General features: G+C 62.3%; 14 protein-coding genes. 3 read left to right on the forward strand and 11 right to left on the reverse strand.

Translation table 11 applies throughout. From position 1 onward, the window contains the following. Positions 1-46 precede the first annotated feature (46 nt). From HAHE_RS03260 to HAHE_RS03290, 7 genes are all read right to left on the reverse strand, one after another. Positions 47-706 (reverse strand): hypothetical protein, encoded by a 660-nt coding sequence (locus tag HAHE_RS03260; protein WP_338688602.1) that lies wholly within the window; start codon positions 704-706, stop codon positions 47-49. A 122-nt stretch (positions 707-828) separates the two neighbouring features. Beyond that, entirely contained in the window at positions 829-1,596 is a 768-nt protein-coding gene (locus HAHE_RS03265) for a hypothetical protein (RefSeq protein WP_338688604.1), read from the reverse strand. A gap of 26 nt (positions 1,597-1,622) precedes the next feature. Then, the gene (locus HAHE_RS03270) at positions 1,623-2,033 is read right to left on the reverse strand and encodes a hypothetical protein (protein WP_338688606.1); all 411 of its coding nucleotides are present in this window, start codon (positions 2,031-2,033) and stop codon (positions 1,623-1,625) included. Between the two features lie 96 nt (positions 2,034-2,129). Then, entirely contained in the window at positions 2,130-2,945 is an 816-nt protein-coding gene (locus HAHE_RS03275) for a 3-methyl-2-oxobutanoate hydroxymethyltransferase (RefSeq protein WP_338688608.1), read from the reverse strand. Between the two features lie 108 nt (positions 2,946-3,053). Then, complete coding sequence (locus HAHE_RS03280) at positions 3,054-7,139, reverse strand: beta strand repeat-containing protein (protein WP_338688610.1); 4,086 nt, start codon at positions 7,137-7,139, stop codon at positions 3,054-3,056. Between the two features lie 523 nt (positions 7,140-7,662). After that, on the reverse strand, positions 7,663-8,376 hold the full coding sequence (locus HAHE_RS03285) for a PEP-CTERM sorting domain-containing protein (protein WP_338688611.1): 714 nt from the start codon (positions 8,374-8,376) through the stop codon (positions 7,663-7,665). A 103-nt stretch (positions 8,377-8,479) separates the two neighbouring features. Continuing rightward, positions 8,480-13,180: an Ig-like domain-containing protein gene (locus HAHE_RS03290; RefSeq protein ID WP_338688612.1), complete on the reverse strand. Its 4,701-nt coding sequence runs from the start codon at positions 13,178-13,180 to the stop codon at positions 8,480-8,482. A 351-nt stretch (positions 13,181-13,531) separates the two neighbouring features. Here HAHE_RS03290 and HAHE_RS03295 point away from each other — a divergent pair, with 351 nt between their 5' ends. Continuing rightward, a complete protein-coding gene (locus HAHE_RS03295) occupies positions 13,532-15,301 on the forward strand; it encodes an arylsulfatase (RefSeq protein WP_338688614.1) in 1,770 nt (589 codons plus the stop codon). A 6-nt stretch (positions 15,302-15,307) separates the two neighbouring features. Here HAHE_RS03295 and HAHE_RS03300 read toward each other — a convergent pair whose 3' ends face one another. From HAHE_RS03300 to HAHE_RS03310, 3 genes are all read right to left on the reverse strand, one after another. Then, complete coding sequence (locus tag HAHE_RS03300; RefSeq protein WP_338688615.1) at positions 15,308-16,738, reverse strand: sulfatase; 1,431 nt, start codon at positions 16,736-16,738, stop codon at positions 15,308-15,310. 29 nt (positions 16,739-16,767) lie between these two features. Then, a complete protein-coding gene (locus HAHE_RS03305) occupies positions 16,768-18,168 on the reverse strand; it encodes a sulfatase (RefSeq protein WP_338688617.1) in 1,401 nt (466 codons plus the stop codon). A 97-nt stretch (positions 18,169-18,265) separates the two neighbouring features. Further along, the gene (locus HAHE_RS03310; RefSeq protein WP_338688618.1) at positions 18,266-19,663 is read right to left on the reverse strand and encodes a sulfatase; all 1,398 of its coding nucleotides are present in this window, start codon (positions 19,661-19,663) and stop codon (positions 18,266-18,268) included. Positions 19,664-19,756: 93 nt separating this feature from the next. On the opposite strand from HAHE_RS03310, the gene HAHE_RS03315 reads away from it, so the two are divergent. Further along, on the forward strand, positions 19,757-21,265 hold the full coding sequence (locus tag HAHE_RS03315; protein WP_338688619.1) for a glycosyl hydrolase family 28-related protein: 1,509 nt from the start codon (positions 19,757-19,759) through the stop codon (positions 21,263-21,265). Here the strand turns inward: HAHE_RS03315 and HAHE_RS03320 are convergent, their stop codons facing one another. Next, on the reverse strand, positions 21,266-22,825 hold the full coding sequence (locus HAHE_RS03320; protein WP_338688620.1) for an arylsulfatase: 1,560 nt from the start codon (positions 22,823-22,825) through the stop codon (positions 21,266-21,268). A 488-nt stretch (positions 22,826-23,313) separates the two neighbouring features. Between HAHE_RS03320 and HAHE_RS03325 the strand changes: the two genes are divergently transcribed. Further along, positions 23,314-23,742 (forward strand): nuclear transport factor 2 family protein, encoded by a 429-nt coding sequence (locus tag HAHE_RS03325; protein WP_338688621.1) that lies wholly within the window; start codon positions 23,314-23,316, stop codon positions 23,740-23,742. The last annotated feature ends 4 nt before the right edge of the window (positions 23,743-23,746 follow it).

Here is a 23,746-nt window from a genome sequence, read left to right on the forward strand (position 1 = left end):
AAGGCCGGTGCCCGCAAAGGCACCGGCCGGAGAAAGCCGAACCGGCTCAGAAGTTGAATCGGATTCCCAACTCGCCGAGGAAGTCGTCCTCAAGCGGCTGGACGCCGATCGGGCTGTACATGATATCGCCGTCATCGATGTGGATCCACCGTGCTCCACCGTAGATCTCGAAGTGTTCGGTCACATCGAACACCAACCCGGTGAAAACCTGGGCGGCGAACACCTCGTCACTGTCACCCGTAGAAACAGGCGCTGCCGGCGAACCGATCGCGGTCAAGGTGGCGTCGTAATCCACAAACGCGATTCCGACACCGGCACCGATGTAGAAGTTGAGCCGGTTCGCGATCATCCGCTCGTACTTGTAGTTGAGCGTGACCGGAACGATCTCAATGTCACTGGTCAGGCCGAGCCGTACCCGGAAGTCGCCCACGAAGATCGGCTGGGAGAGATAGGTATCGTCCTTTTCCGTCCATCCGACCTCGAGAAACAGCGCGTGGCTGGAGATGTCGTTGCATGACTTCTCGATCCCGAGATGGGCGTGATACATCGGCTCCTCGAAATCAAAGAGGTAACCCGCACTCCCGCCGATGAACCAGTTCCAGAGGGCAGGCTCTGGCGGTGGCGGTGGCGGGATGACCTCTTTCGCACTCGGTCCGGCGAACACCGGACCACACATCATTGCTGCAAGCACTAGCACCCTTTTCATAGCTCCTAACCTTTCACTCCCATCGCAGTGAGAACTCAAGAACAAACAGCGGTTGACCTCGCCCACGCCTCCAAACCCGTTGAATTCGCGACGAATCGGCATCCGTTCACCCAAAAAACGCGCTAGCGGAAAGGATCGCCCTCGGCGGGTTTTCTCGCCGCTTCGTCGGTGAATTTACCCTCCCTGAGGAAAGCCATCAGCTCGTCCCCGAACTCATCCAGCCGGTAGTAGATCTCGTCGTGATGAAGAAAGACGTAGATCCGGTCGTCGTGCTCCTGCCCGAATGATTCCGGAGTCCATGATCGGGCCCCGTCGTAAACCACCTGGTCCCGGTGCCTCCGAACGTAGGGCGTGGCCCGGGTTTCGATGATCATTGCGATCTTCCGGTCTCCCTTCGCCAGTTCGGGATAGGGCGTGTCGCGCATGTCCTTCACCGCCTCGCCGAAGATGAGGTTCACGATGCGGGGCATGTTTTCGAGATAGATCCGCGGCGCCTGCTCCTGCAGCGGGCTGCGGTTGTAAACCACGGTCTCGAGATTGGGAAACGGCTGGTCGCCGAGATACTTGTTCAAGCTCCACCCGCCCATGACATGGACGAAGGCGTGGACCTTGCGGTATTCCTTGAGCCTGTGTTCCGAGATAAAGGCCTCGAGATTCGCAACACTACCGTCCAGCCCGTCGCGGGACACGTAGTCCGGGATGAAGACGTCGTATCCATGCCCGGGATAGAAGCGCTTCGCCGCCCGGTGACCCCGAAGGCTGTTGCGCAGCCCCGGCAACACCAGCAGCGCTTCCTTTTCCGATCGCGGAACGGCGGGGTCGGTCGAAACAAAAGTCGGAGCACAGCCCGCAAGCAGACCCGCTACGAGCAACCCGAGCATACCCCTCATCCACCGCCTGCCGCTTCTTCCCGCCATCACATCATCTGATTCCCTCCGGTGATCTTCAGCCAGTTGAGTACGATCGATCCGATCGCGATCACCACCGCGCCAATTCCCATGCGGATCAGTCCGGGCTTCCAAGCCTCGAACAGAATGGCCCGATTCCGTCCACCCGCCGATCGTCGGGAATCCGCACCCGGATCGGTCTTCAGTCGCTTGAGATTCTCCACCATTTCCGGGGAACCCCAGACCCGGAATGTGTCGCGGACAAACACCGCCCCGCCCCAGACAAAGACACCGGTTCCCAACAGCACGATCGGGAAACCGACGAGGTTGAAGAGCATCTCGGCCGTCCGCCCCGCACGGTGGAGCGGCAGGATTGTTTCCACCACGAACGACACGACCATCGCCGCCACCAGACCGCCACCAACGATCCAGCCAACCATTCCGGCGGACTTCGGTTTTGCCTCCTGCCCTCCCATCAAACGTGAAGCTAGGGACGCCGCTCTCTTCCCTCAAGCTCCCGCTGCACGCCTTTCTAGTCACCCGGAGGTGTCCAGTTCCTCGCACACCTGACGGAACAACGACTCATCCATCTCCACCAGATTTCCGGCCGCGGGAAAGCCCCCGGATCTCACATCCTCGGCATACTCACGGAAGGCCGCGACACGTTCCTCCTGAAGACGGCGATACTCGGCCGCGAAGTCCCGGTAGGCCTTGGCATGTCGCGGCAGGCGCTCGTCGTAATCCCCGAGGATGTCGTCGGAGAACAGAAACTGCGTGTCACAGCCCGGACCCGAACCGAGCGACATCAGCAGCATCCCGGTCTGCCGGCAAAGCCATGACGCGAGGTTGTGCGGAACCACTTCGAGCTCGGCGGCATAGGCACCCGCGCTCTCGAGATCCTTCATCGACCGGTAGAGCGCTTTCGCCTCGTCGACCGTCTTGCCGATCGCCCGGTAGTTGGTCCACGTGACGTGACGCGGAATCATGCCGAGGTGGCCGACCACCGGAATCCGCTCGCGCGCCATACCCTCGATGATGAACGGGCTCGCCGAGCAATAGACCGAACTCGCGCCCAGTTCGAGGGCACGGAAGCCTACGCGGATCGCCTCCTCCTGCGTCGCGAGACCGTGCGGAGTCGAGCCGGAGATGAAGCTGTTCGGGGCCGCGGCGATCAGTTCCGGGAGCTGCGCCTGAGCCTGCGGCGTATCAAACGGACAGCTCATCAGGTCGATCCCCGCCGCCTCGGCCGCCGCCGCCTCCTCGGGCGTCTTGACGTGGATGTGGGTCAGGCAGCGCTTCCCCTTCAGACCCCGCAGGTCGTGAACCGTGTATTTCTTCCGCGGCCGTAGCATGCGGCACTTATGGATCGATGCGGATCCGAGGGCAATACCGCTGCGGTCCCGCCAGCGGACAAAAGCCGCAGACCGGACCGCGGATTGCGGTCCGGCCTGCTTAGCGAATCACGGGACCTCGTTCACCTGCAGGCGGGCGAACCTCGCCTTCTTGCCGTTCGGCAGCATCGCGGGATACGCAATCTTCACGACTTCGTAGTCCGGGTCGGCCGTCGAGTCGGCCACGAAGGCAGGCGTTGCGCCACTGTTGTACCAGACGCTGAGTTCGTTACTGAACTGCGCGGTGTAGGTGAGACTTCCGGATGTGCCGTGGTCGTCCCGACGCACAAAGACGTAGTCAATCGTGATGCCGGGCCCCGCGGTAGTCTGGATGATCGGGAGACCATTGACCGACCCATCCGGGACGAGCGACACGGCATCACTGACATTCGGATTCGTGCCGAACGCGAACTCCAGCAGGTTGGTGAGCGGATCTCCATCCGGGTTCTCCGTAGGAAGACCAGGATCGGGAGTGAAGCCTGAAGCCCATTCGTCGTAGGGACTGAGCGCGCCGGTTGAATTGAGCTCCAGATTGTTGCCGTCGACCTCCAGCACATAACCGGCAATCGGCGAGTCGAGCGCCGGAGTGCCGGTGAAACCGCCGGAGGCGGACATCAGGACGTAGCTCGCGAGAGTTGGCGTGCCCGTGACCTTTACCGTGCCGTTCGTCAGGTCGACCGAAGCCGTGGACGTGGTCGGCGAGCCGAGGATGAACCCGAGCGAGGCGCCGCTGGCCACGGTGATCGCCGAGGCCTGGCTGCCACCGACAAGCGCGAGCGTGCCTTCGTTGACGCTGGTCGCACCGATGTAGGTGTTCACGCCGCCCAAGGTCACCGTGCCGGAACCGAGCTTCGTGACGGCGAGGTCAACCGTGGCTTGGGTAACGTCTCCGGTAACGGTGGTCGATCCCGACCCGTTGAACCTGAGAACCGGAGCGGCGTTGGTGGAAGGAACGTCGACACCCGCCACGATCAGCGCCGCGCCGTTGGTCGTGGCGATGTCATTCTGGATCGTGTGCGTCGTGCCCCCGGTGGACAGCGGAGCGGTCAGCGTCCCGGCATTCAGGCTGACACCGTTGGCACCAGTGAAGTTCAACTGCCAGTTGCCGGCCGTCGATGACGTGGTCAGGTTGCCGATGGTCAGAGTATTGCTGCCGGTCCCGCTGACGCGGCCCACGTCGATGGTGGCGCCGGATGCGGAGTTGTTGATGTTGTATCCGGTTCCGCCGACGCCAAAGGTGACGCTCGCGTCGTTCCGCAGGCTCAGGGTTCCGTTGCCTTGGATGGTCGGGCCCGTGGTATTGAGATTCCCGATCGCATATCCCAGAGCACGCTCATGGGTCGCGATCAGGGTGCCATTGCTGATTTCGAATTTGCCGGAACTCTCGACCGGGCCACCCAGCGTCCATGTGCCGCTACCGTTCTTGGTGAGGGCGGCGAATGCGAACGGAAGGCCCTGGGAGATTTCCCCATCACCGCTACCGATCAGCTGGAGGGTGGTCGTATTGTAGGTTCCGCCAACACTGGTGAAGGCGCTGGTGAACTTCAGCAGCCCCGTGCCCGAGGCGTCGATGATCCGGCTGGTGTTGGCACCCAACTGCACGTTGACCACCCGGTCGGTCGTTTCGCCGCTGCCGATGTAGCGAAGCGTGGCACCACCCTGGACGTTGGTCGGACCACCGAGGTCGATGGTGCCGTTGGAGACGGTGGTTGGAGCTCCCAGCGAGCTGCTCGCCATCAGCGGAGTGCCGCCGTTGACGCTGTTGAACGAGGAAACCTCGAGCACCCCGGCGCCGCTGGTGGTTGAAGGGGCGATCGAAGTCCTGCCGGTGTAGGTATTGCTCCCGCTGAGGGTCAGCGTGCCGTTGTAGGACTTCAGGAGGGCGCCGTCGCCGCTGATCACGCCACTGAGGGTCTGGCTCGCATTCGTGGAGATCCAGAGAAGTCCACCCGCATTGATCAGGATGTTGCCCGCGTAGTCACCGCCCGCCCCTCCCAGCTTCGCTCCGTTGGCGTTGTTGTTCGTGCCGATCCGCAGGGTGCCGCCGTTGATCACGGTGTCGCCGGTGTAGGTGTTGACGCCGTTCAGCACCAGCGTTCCGCTCGAGTCGATGTTGCCGTTGTCGGTGGACGCCGCCGCGTCTCCGGCTTTCACCAGGCTGACCGCTCCACCGTTGTCCACGATCGGGGTTGATGCGGTGATCACTTGGGAGCCGGTGGTCACGTACAGTTGCCCTCCGCCAGTCGGAGTGGTGAGGGAACCGGTGCCGCTGAGGGTGAGCAAGCCGCTGCCACCGTTGAGCAAGCCGTAGGTCTCCAAGGCATTCGATCCGAGATCCAGCGTGTTGGCCGCACCGGAGAAGCGCAGGGTGTTCACCGTCCGGTTTGCCGTGAGAGCGGTGGCGGCATCGAAGTTGACGTTGTCGGCAGACGCCCACGTCGTCTCGTCGTTGTTCGCCCCGGCACCCAGAGAGGTGACGAAGTCACCGCTGTAGACCGCGTAGTCCGTCTGGCTGTTGGGAGCCGTGCCCGAGGTCGCCCACGGGCCGACGATCTGGCCGGCCCCTGTCGTGCCGGCACCGGTGACGACAATCATGTTTTTGTTGCCAGAAGTCTCCGGGCCCGTCGCTCCGGCCGAAAAGGCCAGCGATGCGGTCCCGTTCCGGGTCAGCCCGCCCAAGGTGAGTGTCTGATCACCAGCCGCGGTCTGGTTGGTGGTGAGGTTGACGTTGAACGCCCCGCTGTTGACGGTGGCACTGCCGACCGATTCGGCGAAACTGTTGGCGCCTGCGGAGTTCTCCCACCAGATACCGCCGCCACCGGCCACCGTGATGGCGGCGCTGTTGATGCGGTCCACGGTGTTCTGCCCGTTCGAACTGACCATGCGCAACGTGCCGCCGCTGGTGAGGTTGAGAGCGCTGGTGTTGCTGATCCGACCGTTGGCACCGCTCAGCGTGATGCTGCCGGGGGCCGTGACAAGGTAGGGACTGGTTCCACTGTAAGCGTTGTCGCTGACGATGTCCGTATCGCCGTTGTAATCGTTGTCGGCGGTAAGAATCAGGTTGCCGATTCCGGTCTTGGCAAGGCCGGCCGTGCCGGTGCTGTTGGTGATCGAGCCGGTGACCGTGAATCCGCTGTTGTTGGCCCCGTTGGTCAATTGGGTCGAGGTAACCGTGCGGTCGGCTCCGTTCAGGTCGAGGGCGTTGTTGAGCGTGCCCTTGCCGTTGGTGTTCATCCGGTGGTTGCCATTCAGAAGCAGTATCGCGGGATTGAAGAAGCCGGTGGCGGATCCTTCTCCAATCCCACCCCATACGAGGGTGGAACCGGAGCTGCCGACCTGGAACGAGGAGCCGCTGTTGCCCTCTCCGCTGAATCCGCTGGTTCCGCCGGTCATCCGGATCTGGTCCGCACCGGTGCCAAGCCCGCCGGTCCACGTGAAGTTGCTACCGAAGCGCCCGCCGACATACCCGTCCGTCAGATGAACGTTTCTGCCGGCAAGGACTGAGGAGTTCTGATATCCGATCGAACCGCCATTGACGACGATGTCACCGGTGAAGGTGTGCGTCGGTGGGGTTCCGCCGGCACTGAAGTTGAACTGGCCGGTTCCGTTCTTGATGATATTGCCCGACCCACCGATCGCGGCAGCGGTCGCGATGGAGTTGATGACACCGTCACCGTCGATGGTGAGATCGCCACTCAGGGTGGTGGCCGCTTGAACGTTGACGGCGGCAAGCGAGTGGTTCGTCCACATCTGGGCACCCGGCAGGTCGAGCGGACTGTTGATGTTCAGGGCACCGCCCTGTCCTCCGATCCGGTAGATGCCGTTGTTGAGCGTGATCGCCTGCCCGGCCGTGCCGATGTTGTAGGTGCCGGTGAAATATAGGAAGGTCAGTGAATTGACCGTGGTGGGGCTGGCGAGGGTCACCGAGCCACCCGCACCTGCATTGCCGAAGACCGCGTCGTCACCGGAAGTCCAGTCCGTGTTGGCCATGCCGGTCGACCACTGGTCGGTGCCGAGCCACGCGCCCGCACCGTCGGTTTGATTGGCACCGGTGTTGTTCGCATCCCAGACCAGGGTCGCGGCGGTGGTTGAGGGAACAGCCAACAGCATTGCCCAAAGGCTGCCTGTGGTCGCGAAGTAGAATTGAGGGTTCATGGAAGTTTGGAGATCGATGTTGCTTCAGAAGCTGTGGACAGCAGGGACCGAACAGGCAGCGCGTCGAAGGTACGCGCCGACCCCGATTGAGCCGCGCCGAGATCAAGGGATACAGGTAGCCGGAGAAGTCAGTGCGTGACCGACTCGGGACTGCCCGGTGAGGTTGAGCGTTCGGACGTTTCTCCAAGGCAGCGGATCATGCTGTCGGGAGATGGACTGCCGGTGCGGATTCCCTCTTCGCCGTGAATCGGGGCGTCGAGGTGTCCGAGAAACGCCACAGAAAAGGTGTGGCGAACCCGATTGGGCGTGTGCATTTAGGTTGCTCTATAGGTGCCGGATCGCGTCTCCGGATTGAGGACCCGGGGCAGAGCGGCCGATGAAATCGGCCGCACACCTCCGAGGCAACCCGCCACCTATTCTTCGCCGGGAAACTCTACAAGATGAATTCCTCGCTTATCCGCGGAAACAAATCGCTTCGCCACGGCGTGCCCGAATCAACCGGGCAAATTCAAGACCACCCCTCTCAGGCCCGGCGGCGACGGCGCACCACGCAAAGGGCTCCGAAAGCCATCAGCAGCAAGGCACGCGGCTCGGGAATCTGGCCGATCTCGATCGGCGTATCGGAGTAAGCCCATTCATGGATCAATCCGGTGCTGCCATCATCGGCGAGCGTCACCCGGATCCACCCGTAAAGCTCGCCGGCCCCGGGATTCAGCACGAAGCCGATGTAGCCGGTCGTTCCGCTTCCACTCGCGAACTGGTCGGTCCCCGAACCCATGTGGGTGGGCGACTGGTTGCCGTTGATATCCCCACCGGTGGTCGTGCCCGATCCACCGAAGTCCGGAGTCGTGAGCGGAGCCGACGCTCCCGAAGACGGTTCGGGGGACACCGCCGCCCCGTCGATCAGGGTGTTGATTCCGAGATTGTCGATCGCCGACAGATTGTCATTCGGGTCCGAACGGTACGGCTGGAAAGAAGTGTTGTGGGCAATGAACGCGCCACCGAAGAAGAAGTTCACATCCCAATCCCCGGAGGCCGGCTCCGTGTAGCTGATGGTATACGAGTCGGTCCCCGCGCTGCCGCTGCCCGTCGACCCGCTCTCCGCCGGAGTTTCGAGGTCGAGATAAACACCACCGAAGGTCGACGGAATGACGATATCGGTCGGGTCGACATAGGTGATCGCACCGTTTGCCAATCCGACCGTCGCCAACAGCGACGCGAAGAGCGTTGTTTTCAAGCAGAGGGAATTTTTTGGGGACATGGGGGATTCCGGAATCGGGGGAACTCCGGCGGGGCTTTCGGAAATGCAAGCCGTCAGACCCCGCCTTGTAAATTCAATTTCAGGGCACTTCGTTAATCTCCATTCGGGCGAATCTTGCCTTCTTTCCGTCGGGAAGAAGAGCAGGGTACGGAACACTCACGACTTCGTAGTCCGGATCGTCCGTCGAATCCGCCACAAAGGTGGGTGTTGCCGTGCTGTTATACCATCCTCCCAGCTGACTGCTAAACTGAGGTGTATAACTCACACTTCCTGATGCTCCATAATCCTTACGGCGCACGAACATATAGTTGAAGGTGATTCCTCCACCGCCACCACTCGTCTGGATGATCGGCACGCCATTGACGGAGCCGTCGGCAACGAGGGTGCCGTTGTCACTGGCGTTCGGATCCGTGCCGAATGCGAACTCCAGCAGGTTGACGAGACCGTCGGGTTCGACGTCGGCGGTTGTCAGTTCGTCGCCACCCGATAGGCCGTTGGCAATTACCCAGTCGCTGTAGGGACTGGCCGGGGCCCCGGCTCCCGGCACGACATCCGCGAGCGAGGTACCGATACGGATTTCGTCGTAGCTGGTGCTCACCTGCCGGGTGACATTCAGCGTGTCCAGAACGGTTTGGTCGACATCCACCTCGATCGGGCTGGCGATCTGGCTCAGCGCGCCCCCGGCGACCGTGTTGCTGCCGCTAAGCTGATACTCGAAGATGGTGAAAACATCCGCCCCTCCCGCGCCGGCATCGAACGAAATTCTCCCAACCAGCAAACGGACGTCATTGGCTCCGATCGACACGGGAAGCGCCGCATCTCCTGCGACTTGGGAAGAGCCGTCCCACGCATAGGCGGTCCAGTTGTTCCCCGATCCCGTAGGAGCGATGCCGAATCCAACCAGTCCATCCCCTCCCGTATTCAGGACGATCTCCGAATTGGCTACGATCTGGTTGGTGATCGCAACGCCCCCTTCGGCAGCGCTGAAGCTGTTCAACACCTTGTCGGCAAGGAAGCTGAACCAGATCTCCGGGTTGCCGGAAATTCCGAGCTGGGCGGCAGGGGTCGGATCCCGGTGATAGATATCCCGGTCGGAATTGGTGTTGAAGCCGACATGATTCCCCAAGGTCACATGGTCGCCGTAGGCGAGGCTACCGGCGATGAGATACATCGTGTTCCCTGAGTTCCCGCCGCTCGCATCGTTCCAGGTGCCGGCCAATCCGGTGGCATCAACATCCGTCACCCCGGCATCGTCCGGTTGCCCTCCGAGGATGTCGTTGGTCGACGGATCCGCGTATTGGAAGCCCTCGTAAACGATCAGTCCGGTCGGGGGAGTTCCGGTCGTGAAGCTCCAGTCGGTATCATTCAGGATTCCGCCGAAAGCGTTCCCGGAAACATCAGTGAGCACTCCGGCCGGAATCTGCACGGCATAGGATTTCCCGGGGGTCAGAAGGGCCGCAGGATTGATCGTCACGACGGTGCCGGCAATCGAGACTTCCGAACCCGTAACGTCGACGTTCGTGGTCACGGCGTCGGTGAGATTTTTGACCTCGATGTTGCCACTTCCGGCAGCCATCGGCTCATCGAAGGTCACAACAAGATTTGCCGCAGGATTCACATCCAACGAGTCATCGACCGGGTTCAGAGTCACCAGAGTAGGCGGGACGGCCTCAATCACGAAGTTCCACGTGGTTTGGTCAGGAATGCCAGCGAAAGGCAGCCCGGACGAGAAGCTCGTAACCACTCCGGCATCCATCTCGACCGCGTAGCTTTTGCCCGACTGGAGAGCCATCGTGGGGCTGATCGAAATCGACGCACCCGAAACCGTAACCTGGCTGCCATCGGTAACGGCGATCGTGGTCGTGATCGCGTCCGTGGTATTGACGATCCGGATATCCCCTGTCCCCAGCACCACCGGCTCGTCGAATATCGCCTGCAGGAAGTTTCCGGCGGCGGACGGTTCCTCGTCCACAGGCGTGGTGGCGGCCAACACTGGGGCGGTCGTGTCCGGTGCAAGCACCACCGAGTCGGTGTAGAGATCATCGATCAGGTCCACAGGAAGAGCGACGTCCCACACCGCAACGTCGCTGATCAATCCGGCCATGTCCTCGTCGAAGGAAGAACTGCCACCGATCTCCAGTGAGTCGTTCACCACTTCCGTATTGTTGAAGAGGCTCGAGTCCGAGCCAACAAAGGCACCGTCAACATATAGGCTCACCAGCGTGCCTGGAGATTTCGATCCGATCGCCAGCACATGGTGCCACTCACCATCGTCCAGATTGTATCCGCCGATATCGACCCATCTCTGCCAAGCAGTGACCTGAAGCTTGTTCCAGACGCCGCTCCGGCTACCGAAGACCACATCGGCGCCAGCGTCCGCGTTCTGGTTGCCGTCCGTCTTCACCCATAGCGACCATGTGAACCCGTCGTCCATATTGATATCCTGCGTTCCGGCATCCAATCGGCTGTCTTCGGGAGTGGAATAGACCACTCCTCTGAACGGATCCGCCGCCCAAGCATGCCCGATCGAAGATCCGTCGGGGCTGGCATCGGTGGCGCCGTGCGATGGATCGTCGATCACATCGTCAGCCCCGCTGAAGGCGCTCCCCGGCAAACCGTCACGCATGGGCCAATAGGCTGCCGGTGTCGGAAAGGTTTCGGTGGTGAAACTCCATGTGGTCAGATCCGAAATACCCCCGAAGGAATTCGCCGAGCGGTCGGTCAAGGCCCCGGAATCGATCCTGACCGCATACTCCGTGCCCACATCCAGAACCGTCGCCACGTTGACGGTCACCACCTCGTCGACGATCGAAACCGCCGCCGAGTCCGTGATGTCGACGGTAGCGATCACCGTGGAATCGCCTACCCTCACCAGTTCAATGTTGCCGGTGCCCGCCTCAACGATCTCGTCGAAGGTGATGACAAGAGAGGGATTGAAGATCGACACGGCGGTCGAGTCATCCGCCGGATTCAAGGTATCCACAACCGGATCCGCCGTATCCAGCGGCAAGGTCGTGAAATTCCACGTCGTGTTGTCAAGAATGCCCGCAAAGCTGTTCGGCACTGCCGCAAGATCATCGACCGCATCCGCGCTGATCTGGATCGCATACTCCGTGTCGAACCCGAGCCCCCCGGTCGGAGCGATCGTGAGCTGGTTGCCGCTGACACTCAACTGGCCGTCCGGGATTGTCAGCACGGTGCTGCTCGGCGAACCGTTCGGGTCCTCGACGATCGTCACGGTGCCGCCATTCACGAGCGCGATCCCCTCGCTGAAGGACGCGATGAGAGCGTCACCGGCAAAAACATCAGGCTGGTTGTCCGGGGGCGAGACTTCGATCAGGGTCGGATCGGTCACATCGGGACCGAAGAGATTATCGAGACGGAGGCCCTGAAGGGTGAGGGCATCCGCGGTGTTGGTTCCGACATTCCCCAAGGCTTGGGTGAGCGTTTCCACGTAGTCGGTGGGGTTGAGGGCGGAAATGAATCCCGACCAGTTGCCGAACCGGTTCGTGCCGCTGTCGCGGGAATAGCGTCCGGTTTGCCCTTGGATCGCAATTCCACCGGAGCCGTTGACCTGCCAACCCTGCTGGTAAAACCCGCGCTGCACACCATCGTTCTCGTCAAACTGGGTGGAGAGGAAAAGATAGTCGCCGCTGACTGAAACACCGACCCGTCCCGGGTCGGTGGACGTCGAGTGGGTGAATGCCGCGTCGACTTCAAGTTGAGCTCCGGCGTCATCGTACACGAGCACCGTCGGTGTCGCCGCATTCAGATTCTGATCATTGCTCAGGTCTTCGAGACGGACAAAGTCACCGGTGTCCGGCAGTTTGACGATCGTCAGTGCCGTCTGGGCCCCGATGATGTCTCCCGGTCGCGCCTGTTCCTGCCGGATCTGCACGTTGAGCACCTGGTTGGCACTGCTTGTCTCGATGATCATGCCGAGTGCGGCGGCCCCGCTACTGCAGCCGTCCGCGTTACCACGGATGTAGACGCAGGTTTTCGAGCCGGTGACTTCCGTGCCATCCAGAGTCAGGCGCTGCACGACCGCGTCCCGGTTGCTCGGCTGCTCGATAAACGTGTTGGCGAACAACAGGTAGTGGCCCTGCCCGGCAAGAGTGACATCGGACCCGCCCGCGGCGAATGCGAACGACGCCGCGTCCTTCTCCAGTTCGGTGTTGTAGTTGACCGGCAGCCAGGTGGTGATGTCGTTCGGAAGCGGCTGGTCGGCTCCGGTCCCGGTGATCCTGAGGTAGTCCCACGAGTCATCCAACTTGAGCAGTTGGATCCCGGTGCCCGAGTTCTCGCGCACCATCCCGTTGGTGTCCGAATCCGATCTGAACGACTGCAACTGGAGCACATCGCCGGCGCTCGCCACCTCGATGATTGCCCCGCCTGACGTAATCGTCTCGTTCTGCCCGTTCTGGACCCGGATGTAACCTTGTGACCACCCCTCCGACAGATCGGTCCCGGCGAGATTCAGATTCGTCTGGATCTCGGATCTGTCGTTCGTTCCCAAGCCGGTCGGGTCCTTGAAGAAGTATGAGTTATAGAGCACGAGGTGGTGCCCCGCGGACATCTGAAAATCGGTGGTGCCCGAGAGATTGTGGTCAGCAAGTGCGTTGCGGACCGTGGTATCAAAGGTGTGAACGAGGTCGCTCGTCGTCATCGAGTCACCTGCCGTGTTGGCTGTGAAAACCGAGATGCCTTGGCCGGACAGTGGAGCGACAAAGCTCAGGAACAGGGAGGCGGAACAAGCGAAAGGGAGAATAGGGATTTTCATCGGCTAGCGGAGGATCTTGTCCACATCACACGAATCGTCTCGGCCTAACCCGCCATCTTGATCGCATTACATGGATGTCGGGCAGACTACCCGCGCCCACTTGCATCACCCAAGGGCATTCATTCGTTCATCCACGCCTAGTTTCCTCCTATTTCCGAAGAAGGGGCTCTTCTCGTTTCAGCCTTCCTAACAATCAAGCCGCTCATGAGGGAAGACCTGCATCATCCAACACGCAGAGAAGGGATTCACAGATGTGCAACCATCCAGCCTTGAGATGACCTTCGAACCTCTCGACACAGCTGGGGAAATGGACGAAATATTCCTTTCCCAATTCATGTATCGACTGTTCCCATGAGAACCACCGTCCTTCTCCTGATCATTTTTGCCCTGCGACTCCACGCCGCATCACCGAACATCGTGCTCATCATCACCGACGACCAGGGTTACGGTGATCTCGGCTGCACGGGAAACCCGGTCATCAAGACACCCCACGTCGACGCGTTGGCGGCCGAGTCGGTCTGGCTCGACGACTACCATGTCGCTCCGACCTGTTCACCGACCCGCGCCTCGCTCATGACCGGCCACTGGACCAACCGCACCGGCGTCTGGCACACGATCGCCGGCCGCTCGATGCTTCGGGTCGATCAGGTCACGGTGGCCGACATGCTCCGGAAGTCCGGTTATATCACCGGCATGTTCGGCAAGTGGCACCTCGGCGACAACTACCCGTTCCGCCCTCAGGATCGCGGCTTCGATGAAGTCTACTGTCACGGCGGCGGCGGGGTCAGCCAAACGCCCGACTACTGGGACAACGCCTACTTCGACGGCCACTACTTCCACAACGGCAAGGCCGTTCCGGCGAAGGGCTTCTGCACCGATGTCTTCTTCGATGCCGCCAGCGACTTCATCCGCAGCAGCGTGAAGGAGGGCAAGCCGTTCTTCACCTACCTCGCGACCAACGCACCGCACGGACCGCTCCACGCGCCTCAGGAGGAGATCGATCGCTACAAGGACCAGAACGAGGCTCTCGCGACCTTTTACGCGATGATCACCAACATCGACACCAACGTCGGCAAGCTGCGGAAGCTGCTCGACGAGTTGAAGGTCACCGACAACACGATCTTCATCTACACCACCGACAACGGCACCGCCGGCGGAGCCAAGGTCTTCAACGCCGGAATGAAGGGGCAGAAGGGTTCCGAGTATGACGGCGGCCACCGTGTCCCGTTCTTCATGCACTGGCCGAATGGTGGCCTGAAGGAGAAGCGGGTGATCGATACCATCTGCCACGCGTCGGACATCGCCCCCACCCTCCTCGAACTCACGGGTTCGTCGAAGCCGGACAGCGTGAAGTTCGACGGAAGTTCACTCGCCCCGTTGCTGAAGCAGAAGGAAGGCATCGACTGGCCGGACCGCATCCTGGTCACAGACTCCCAGCGCGTCCGCGATCCGATCAAGTGGCGGAAGTCCGCGGTGATGACGCAGCGCTGGCGGCTCGTGAACGGCAAGGAGCTCTACGACATCACCGCCGACCCCGGACAGAAGGAGGATGTCGCCGACCGCTACCCGGAAGAGACGAAACGGTTGCAGGACTTCTACGAGAAGTGGTGGGCGGATCTGGAACCCGGCTTCGCTACCTACGCCGAAAGCGTGTTCGGACACCCCGACCACCCGGAGATCCTGCTGACCTGCCACGACTGGGTGACGGACGGCATGTCACCGTGGAACCACACCCATATCCGCCGGGGACCGGTGGAGAAGAGCGGTCGCTTCGAGGGATACTGGGCAACGCGGGTCGAGGAAGCCGGACGCTACCGGATCTCACTGCGACGTTGGCCGGTCGAAGCGGATCACCCGATCCGCGGCTCGCTGCCTCCGGGCAAGGACGTGCCCGGGGCCAGCAAGGCGTGGCGTGCGGTGCCCGGCAAGGCACTCGACATCACCAAGGCAACGCTCCAGATCGACGGCAAAGCGCTTGAGACGAAGCCGGTCGGCGATGAGGACACCGAGGCCGTCTTCGAAGTCGAGCTGAAGGCAGGCTCGCAGAAGTTCGCCCCCTACTTCGAACTGGCCGACGGCAAGCAGGTAGGCGCCTACTTCGCCACCATCACCAAACTCTGACCGAAATCACTTCGCTTCCTTCTTCCGCTCCTCGAGCCGTTCGGCCGAGGCGGCGTAGGAAATGTGTCCGGTCGCACCTTTGCCGAGGATCTTGGCATTCTTGCCAGGCAATTGGTCGCGGTGCTTCCCGATCCGTTCCGCCAGTGCCGGATCCTCGATGCGATTCTTCCATTCATGAGGGTCGTCGGCGTGATCGTAGAACTCCTCCGACCCATCGACGTAGCGGATGAAGCGGTAGCGCTCGGAACGGATCGCGACATTCCCCGGACCGAAGCTGGTGCGGGCCATATGCGGCCACTCGGCCTTCACGTCCTCCAGCAACGGCCGTAGCGACTGGCCTTCGAGGCGTTCGTCCGGCTTGGAACCGGTGAGATCGAGCAGGGTCGGATAGAGATCGATCAGTTCGGCCGGCTGGGTGCAGACCGCGCCGCCCTTGCCTCCCGGAGGAACGATGATGACCGGAACCCGGGTCGAGTCCTCCCACACCGTCCGCTTCGCCCAGCGGTCCTTCTCGCCGAGGTGGAATCCATGGTCCGAGAACAGCACGACGATCGTGTTATCGCGGAATGGGCTCGAGTCGAGCGCCTTGAGAACGGTGCCGACGCAGTCATCGACGAAGGTCACACAGGCGAGGTACGACTGCACCGCGTGGCGCCACTCCCCCGCCTCCTTGATCCACTCGTGGGTCGGAGCGACGTGCTTCAGCCGGGTGATGTCGATGGCATACGGCGATAGATCGTCGAGATCGGTTTCGAGCACCTTCGGCAGCTTCACTTTCTTCAGCGGATGCATGTCGAACCACTTCTGCGGAACAAACATCGGGACGTGCGGGCGATGGAACCCGACCGCCAGGAAGAAGGGTCTGTCGGTTTCCATCGACCCGATCCGGTCGGCCGCCCACGCGGCGATCTTGTGATCCGGCATCTCCTCATCCTTTTCGGGAAACGCGCCCCAGTCCCACAACGGGTGCCCGTGCGGCTGGCTGATCTTCTTCTTCGGCCGCGGGCCCATGCCGCCCATGCCGCCACCGTAGTCCTTGAAATACTTCGCGTTCTCCGCGGCATGGAAAAGCTTGCCCGCGGCTGCGACCCGGTAGCCTTCCTTTTCGAAGCGTTCCGGCATCGTGAGCGACTTGCGGGAAACCGGTGACGCCTCGATCGGAGGGTTCAGGAAGTAGATGCCGCTGGTCTCCGGGTAGAGCGAGGTCATCAGGCTGGCCCGTGAGGGATTGCAGACCGGCGACTGGCAATGGGCATTGCTGAAAAGCACGCCACGGCCGGCAAGCGCGTCCATGTTCGGCGTCAGGGCCTGGGGATGGCCACCGAGGCAACCGATCCAGTCGTTGAGGTCATCGACCGCGATCAGCAGGACATTCGGACGCTCCGCGGCGGAAAGCGGAAGCAGCAAGACAAGGGACGCGAGAACAAGACGCTTCATGGAGGAACTTCTACGGCGGTTGGCGTATCTCACTCGACAGGCTCGATGAACACCGGCTCATCACTCCACTCCGTGACCGTCTTGCGCTCCGTCGGCCACCAATCCGCAATCTTCTTCGCCAGCCGTTGCACCGTCTCCGGCTGATCCTTGGCGAGGTTGTGGTTCTCGTGAGGATCCTTGACGAGGTCATACAGCTGGGGCCGGTAGTCCTCAGGCGGATACTTGTACGAACCCCGGCGGCCGTCGTAAGTCAGGATCAGTTTCATGTCGCCCTCCATGACCCAGCGGAAAATCAGCGAGGCCTCCGGAACCATCACGTCGGCGACGTCATGGGCGAACGATTCCCCGAACAGGGTGTTTCTCTCGATGGCCTTGCCCTCACGGAGAGCCGGAAGCAGGTCGAGGCCCGGAAACTCGTGCGGGGCTTTCGCACCGGCGGCGGAAAGGATGGTCGGCGCGATGTCGAGGCTGGTGCACAGCTCCTTCCGCTCGCCCGGCTTGATGACGCCGGGCCAGCGGAACATGATCGGCGTCCGGACACCTCCCTCGTTCGGGCTGCGCTTGGAACGCGGCGCGTAAGAACTGCTCTTCGGACTCTGGATCCAGCCGTTGTCGGTCACATAGATGACAAGCGTGTTGTCGCTGACACCCCGCTTGTCGAGGCCCGTTATCAATTCCCCGCAGGTCTCGTCGAACCACTCGCACATCGCGTAGTAGCGCGCCACGGTCTTCGGCAGATCGAGTTTGAGATACTTGTCGAAAAGGCGTTTCGGCGGGTTGTGCGGCGTGTGCGGGAGGAACGGGGCATACCACAGGAAGAACGGCTTCTTCGCCTCGACCGCGCCATCGATGAACTCGAACACCGGCTCCATGCCTTCGCGGCCGATCTTCAGGCCGTCATCGCCGTGACGCCCTCCCGGTTTCGGGAAACCCCGGGTCATGCCGTCGGTAAACCCGCCGCGGGACGGCGCGCCTTCCCACCACTTCCCGCTCTGGAAACTCACGTAGCCCTTCTCCTTCAGCCAGACAGGCAGCGCCCCGGTCCGGTCGATGTTCGAAATCATCACCTCGCGGGGATCGAGTCCGGTGCGGTTGGCGTGGGCCGCGTTCTGCGGTGTCTTCGCCGGGTCATTGCCAGTAATCTTCGTCTCGTGCGCGTAGAGACCGGTGATGATCGACATCAGGGCCGGCCGGCAAAGCGCGGTCGGCACATAGCCGCGGGGGAAGGTCGCGCTCTGGTCGGCAAGGAGATCGAGATTCGGCGTCTCGATGTGCTCGTGACCCATGAACCCGTAGTCGGTCCACGACTGGTCGTCCGAAAGGATGATCACCACGTTGGGCGTCTCGTCGGCCCGCACGGAGGCGGCAAGGATCAGCCCGGCCGCCATGGCCATGAAGCATTGGGGAAGGAATCTCGATGTCCGGTTCACGAGGTCCTGATACTCGGAAGAGCACCGGGATCACTCACGAAATCCGGACATCGGGCCGCCGATTCGCGGACTCCCGTCGCGCGACCGCGCCGCCCTGCTACTTCTTGCCCTTCCCACCCTTCTTGCCGGACGGGAACAGCAGCACCGGGTTCTTGACCTCGCCTGCCGGACGACGGTTCGCCGCGATCTCCGCCGCCTTGGCATCGGCCAGCGCCTGCAACTTCTTCACCACGTCCGGGTTGTCGGCCGAAACGTCGGTCGTCTCGCCGAGGTCCTTGTCGAGGTTGTAAAGCCTGAGCGGCTTCTTGAGATCCTCCGGCTTCTCGCGAATCCCCATGCCCAGCGTCTGCGGCGCGACCGCCAGCTTCCACGGCCCCTGGCGCACCGCGGTCAGCTTGTTCTGCTTGAAATAGAACCAGGAATCCCGCGGCCCCTCCGAGCCCGGCTTGAGCAACACTTCGGAAATGTCCACGCCATCGATCACGATGTCCTCTTTGACCTTGCCGCCCGCGAGCGAGACGAAGGTCGGCAGCACGTCGGTCGTCCCCGCGATCGCTCCGCTTTCGGACCCCGCCGCTACCTTGCCCGGCCACCACGCGATGGTCGGTTCGCGCACGCCTCCTTCCAAGGTATCGCCCTTGCTGCCTCGCAGCGGACCCGACACTCCCCCGGCCTTCCCTTTCGACGCCCAAGGACCGTTGTCACTGGTGAAGATCACCAGGGTTTCCTTCTCGATCCCCAGCCGGCGGATGGTGTCGAGCACCTGCCCGACACTCCAATCGACCTCGGATACCCAGTCACCATAAGTGCCGTTCCTCGACTTGCCGACGAACTCCTTGTGCGGAAACAGCGGCACGTGCATCGCGGTATGGGGGAAGTAGAGAAAGAACGGCTTGTCTCCCTTTGACTGCTTTTCGATGAAGCCCACAGCCTCCGTCGTGTAGTCGCGCGTCACCTGCCGCTGGTCTTCGTCCTCCAACAGCTTCGCCACCTCCTCATCGCGCATCAGCGGGTGGACCCCGCTTCCCGTCTCCGAAGACGGCCGCCGCATGTCGTTCGAGTAGGGAATGCCGAAGTAGCCGTCGAACCCCTGACGGGTCGGGAGGAACTCGCGCTGGTCGCCGAGATGCCACTTGCCCACACACATCGTCGCATAGCCGAGCTCCTTCAGATAGTCGGCGACCGTGTGTTCCTTCGGATTCAGGCCATGCTTTCCGGCAGGGAAGAACACCCCCGGAACAGAGACCCGCGGCGCGTAGCTTCCGGTCAGCAGCTGGGCGCGTGAGGCGGAACACACCGGCGCCGCGTAGAAACTCGTCAGCTTGAGCCCCTCGGCCGCCATCTTGTCGAGATTCGGCGTGTCGTTGGCGGTCGAACCGAACGGACCGATATCGCCGTAGCCCATGTCATCGATGAAAATCAGCACGAAGTTGGGGCGCTCGGCACCATGCAATGCCATCGCGAGAAAGAAGGACGCGATCAGGGTTTTGAACATGGCCACTGATACCGGAGGAGAACTCGTGAAGTTGCATAAGGATCGAAGGGGATAGAACGTGCGCGCCGGATTCGTAGCCGCCGGCTCAGCCTGATGAGATTCGCCGCCCTGCTCCTGACCCTCTCCATGCCCCTCTTTGGCGGCGAATCGAAGTTGTGGTCGGATGGTGGAGAGAATTGGGATCCGGCAGGACGGCTTCCGGACTTCTCATTTGCCGGCTACGGCTGCGGCGAGCACGCGATTCCCGAGGTGCCCGATGCGGTCAACGTCCGCGAGCTCGGCGCGGTTGGCGATGGCGTCCACGACGACTCGGAAGCATTCCTCAAGGCGATCAAGGCCGTCTCGGATCTCGGCAAGCCGGGCGCGATCCGGATTCCGGCCGGCCGCTACAAGATCACGCGGATCCTTGAGGTGACAAAACCGGGTATCGTCTTCCGCGGTGACGGCCCGGACCAGTCGGTGATCTTCTGTCCGACCCCGCTCGAAAAGATCCGCTCCAACATGGGCAAAACCACCGGCGGCCGGGCAACTTCCAACTACTCGTGGTCGGGCGGGTTCATCTGGTTCAAAGGAAGCGAGCGCGGCAAAGCCTTGGGTGAGCCGACCGCATCCGTGCCGCGCGGCAGCCGCAGGATCCCGGTGGATGCCACGCGCTTCGGTGGGGTCAACGCCGGCGACTGGATCCAGATCGACCTGAAGGATGACTCCGAGCGCAGCCTGCTTTCCCACCTCTACTCCGGCGACCCGGGCGACGTGTCGAAGATCGCCCCCGGCAGCCATCGCACCTCCTTCGTCAGCCGTGTCGCATCGGTCGACGAGGGCGTGCTGACGCTGGAGCGCCACCTGCGCACCGATCTGAGACCGGAGTGGTCGCCCCGCATCTCAACCTTCGAACCGAGCGTCCGCGATTGCGGCGTCGAGGACCTTTCGTTCGCCTTTCCACCCCGAAGCTACAAGGGGCACTTCACCGAGCTCGGCTACAACGGGATCGCGCTCAGCAACGTGTCCGATTGCTGGGTCCGCGGGGTGCGGTTCCTGAATGCCGACAGCGGGATCTTCGTCTCGGGGCGATTCTGCACGATGAGCGACCTTCAGTTCGGGCTCAGTGAGGAATCGAAGACCCAAGGTGGAAACTTCGGTCACCATGGCGTTTCGATGACCGGCGACGACAATCTGCTCACCCGCTTCAATTTCCAGCAGCGCTTCATTCACGACATCACTGTGGCAAGAGGAGCCGGGAACGTCGCATCGAAGGGCCGAGGCACCGACCTCTGCTTCGATCACCATGAGCGTGCGCCCTACGAGAACCTGTTTACCGATCTCGATGTCGGCGCCGGCACGCGGGTCTGGCACTCGGGTGGCGGAGCGAAGCTGGGTCGGCACTGCGGTGCCCGCGGAACCTTCTGGAACCTCCGGTCAGAACGCCCCGTTCCGGCACCGGGTAGCTTCGGTCCGGCCTCGATGAATCTGGTCGGCGTGCCGGTTAAGGGAGATCCGGTCACTGATGCCAACGGCCGGTGGATCGAGATCTTCGCTCCCGGTGAGCTCGATCCGTCCGATCTCCATGCCGCGCAAATGGAGCGTCGGCTGGCGGCCGAATAACTATCGCTTCCGCACCGGCCACGGGCGCACGCCGACCCGTTCCGCCCACGCCTTCCACTTCGCCTTCATCGACTCGACCCTCTCCGGATCCTCCTTGGCGAGATCGACGAGTTCCGTGCGGTCGATCGCGAGGTTGTGCAGCGACCACGGCTCCTTGTGACCGCGGACGAGCTTCCAATCGCCGATGCGCACCGCGGCGTTGCCCTCATGCTCGAAGTAGAGCTCACGCTCCTTCGGGGTTTCCCCCGCAAGGGCAGCTCGGAGGCTCACGCCCGGGGTCGGCATGACATCCTTCTCCCCGCGCTTCGATGGATAGTCGACGCCGGCAAGGTCGGTGCAGGTCGGCAGCAGGTCGATGACGTGACCCGGCGAGATCTCGAAGCTTCCGTTCCGTTTCGCCGGAATGCCCTTCGGCCAATGCGCGATCAAAGGCGTCGAGATTCCGCCCTCGTGCGTGAACATCTTGTAGCGTCGGAATGGCGTATCGCAGAGGTTCGCACCCGCGATACCGAAGCTGTTGTACGAGTTCGGTGTTCCGGTGCGGGCCTTGGGATCACCGCCCCGTGAGCCGGTGAACCCTGTGGGCCCCGTCTCGGCGCTCGCCCCGTTGTCGGAAAGGAACAGGATCAGGGTGTTGTCGAGTTCATCGAACTCCTCGAACTTCTCGACCAAGCGGCCCACTCCCCGGTCGATCAGATGGACCATCGCCGCATGCGTCGCCATCCGCAAATCCATCTCGTCCTTGTCCTCGATCTTCGACCACTCGGGCATCTTGGCGTCCTTGGGCGAAAGCTTGGTGCCTTCGGGAAACATCCCCATTCCCATCTGTCGGGCGAACCTCGCCTCGCGCACCGGTTGCCAGCCGTCGATGTAGCGGCCGCGGAACTTCGCGATTTCCTCATCCGGCGCGTGCAAGGCCCAGTGCGGAGCCGTGTAGGCAAGGTAGAGGAACACCGGTTTCTCCGCGCGCAGGCCTTCGTCAACGAACTCGACCGCATGGTCGGTGAACGCCGTGGTGGAGTACCAATCATCCGGCATCGGGATCGCCTTGTCGTCCAGCACGAGGTCGCGGCCCGGCAGGTTCCGGTAGTGGTGTCCCCCACCCTGCGGCGTACCGTAGAACCGGTCGAAGCCGCGCTTCAACGGCCAGTGCTCCGGAGCCGATCCGACATGCCATTTGCCGCTGATGGCGGTGAAGTAGCCGGCCGGTTCGAGCGCCTCGGCGATGGTGACGCAGCGGTCGTTGAGATACCCCTGATAGGCGGGAAATCCGCTGTTGCCGACCATGTGTCCGATTCCCGCCTGATGCTGGTAGAGACCGGTGAGCAGAGCCGCGCGGGTCGGGCAGCACCGGCCGCTGTTGTAGAACTGGGTGAAGCGCAGGCCGTTCGCCGCAAGTTTGTCGAGGTGCGGAGTCTCCGTTTCCGAGCCGTAGCACCCGAGGTCGCTGAAGCCCATGTCATCGACCATGATGATCACGATGTTCGGCCGCTTCGCTTCCTCCGCCGAGGTTGGCAGAGCCAGCGAGGCGAGGGAAAGCAGGGCAATGAGACGGAGCATGGGCATTGGGTAAATCGAAACGCCCGGACAGGTCGAAGACTATCGCCGTTGACTCGACACCGATTCGCGCCGGCGCCTGTCGGCGCCTTATTCCCAGTGCCTCACCTCGATCACGCTCTCCACTCTGGAACCCCGAAGGGGTGCAGGCATTTAGCCCCGGGGTTCACCCCGGGGAAACGGTTGCCAGGCAAATCGAGCGCCAAAGGTGCGCAGGCGGAGCCTGATGATGAACCTCGTACCGCACACCCCGGACCACATCGCCTGCGCCCCTCCGGGGCTCGAATTTCTCCCCGACCCAAATCCCCGGGGTGAACCCCGGGGCTAACCGCCGACGCCCCTTCGGGGCTAAATGCCGATGCCACTTCGGGGCGAAATGCTAGTGCCACTTCGGGGCTTCGCACTTCGTCGGCTAAATCGGCCGCCAGTATCTCCCCCATCCGTACCCGCACTACCGATTGCCTGCTGCCGATCCGGAACTACCCTGCTCCATGTCCGCCGCACCGCTCGATTGCATCCGCTCTTATTTCGGGGAACTCCGCCCCGAAACCATGGACCGCCTCGACCAGCACTACAGCCCGGACGTCGAGTTCCGCGATCCCATCAATCACGGCCACGGACTTGACGACCTGCGCCTCATCTTCGAGGACCTCTTCAAGCAACTCAGCGACGTCCGCATCGATGTCACCTCGGCCAGCGGCAACGCCGAAACCGGATTCCTCCGCTGGACGATGAACTACCGTTTCCGCGGCAAGGCCCGAACGCTTGAAGGCGTGTCCCAGTTCACCTTCGGCTCCGACGGCAAGGTCGCCCGACAGGAAGACTTCTGGGATGCGGCCTTCGGCGTCTATGCCGAGTTCCCGCTCGTTGGCGCGACCCTCCGCGGCCTGCGGAAGGTCGTGCGCGTGGCCGGAGGCTGACCGA

It is taken from the genome of Haloferula helveola (assembly GCF_037076345.1).
Classification (GTDB): Bacteria; Verrucomicrobiota; Verrucomicrobiia; order Verrucomicrobiales; family Akkermansiaceae; genus Haloferula; species Haloferula helveola.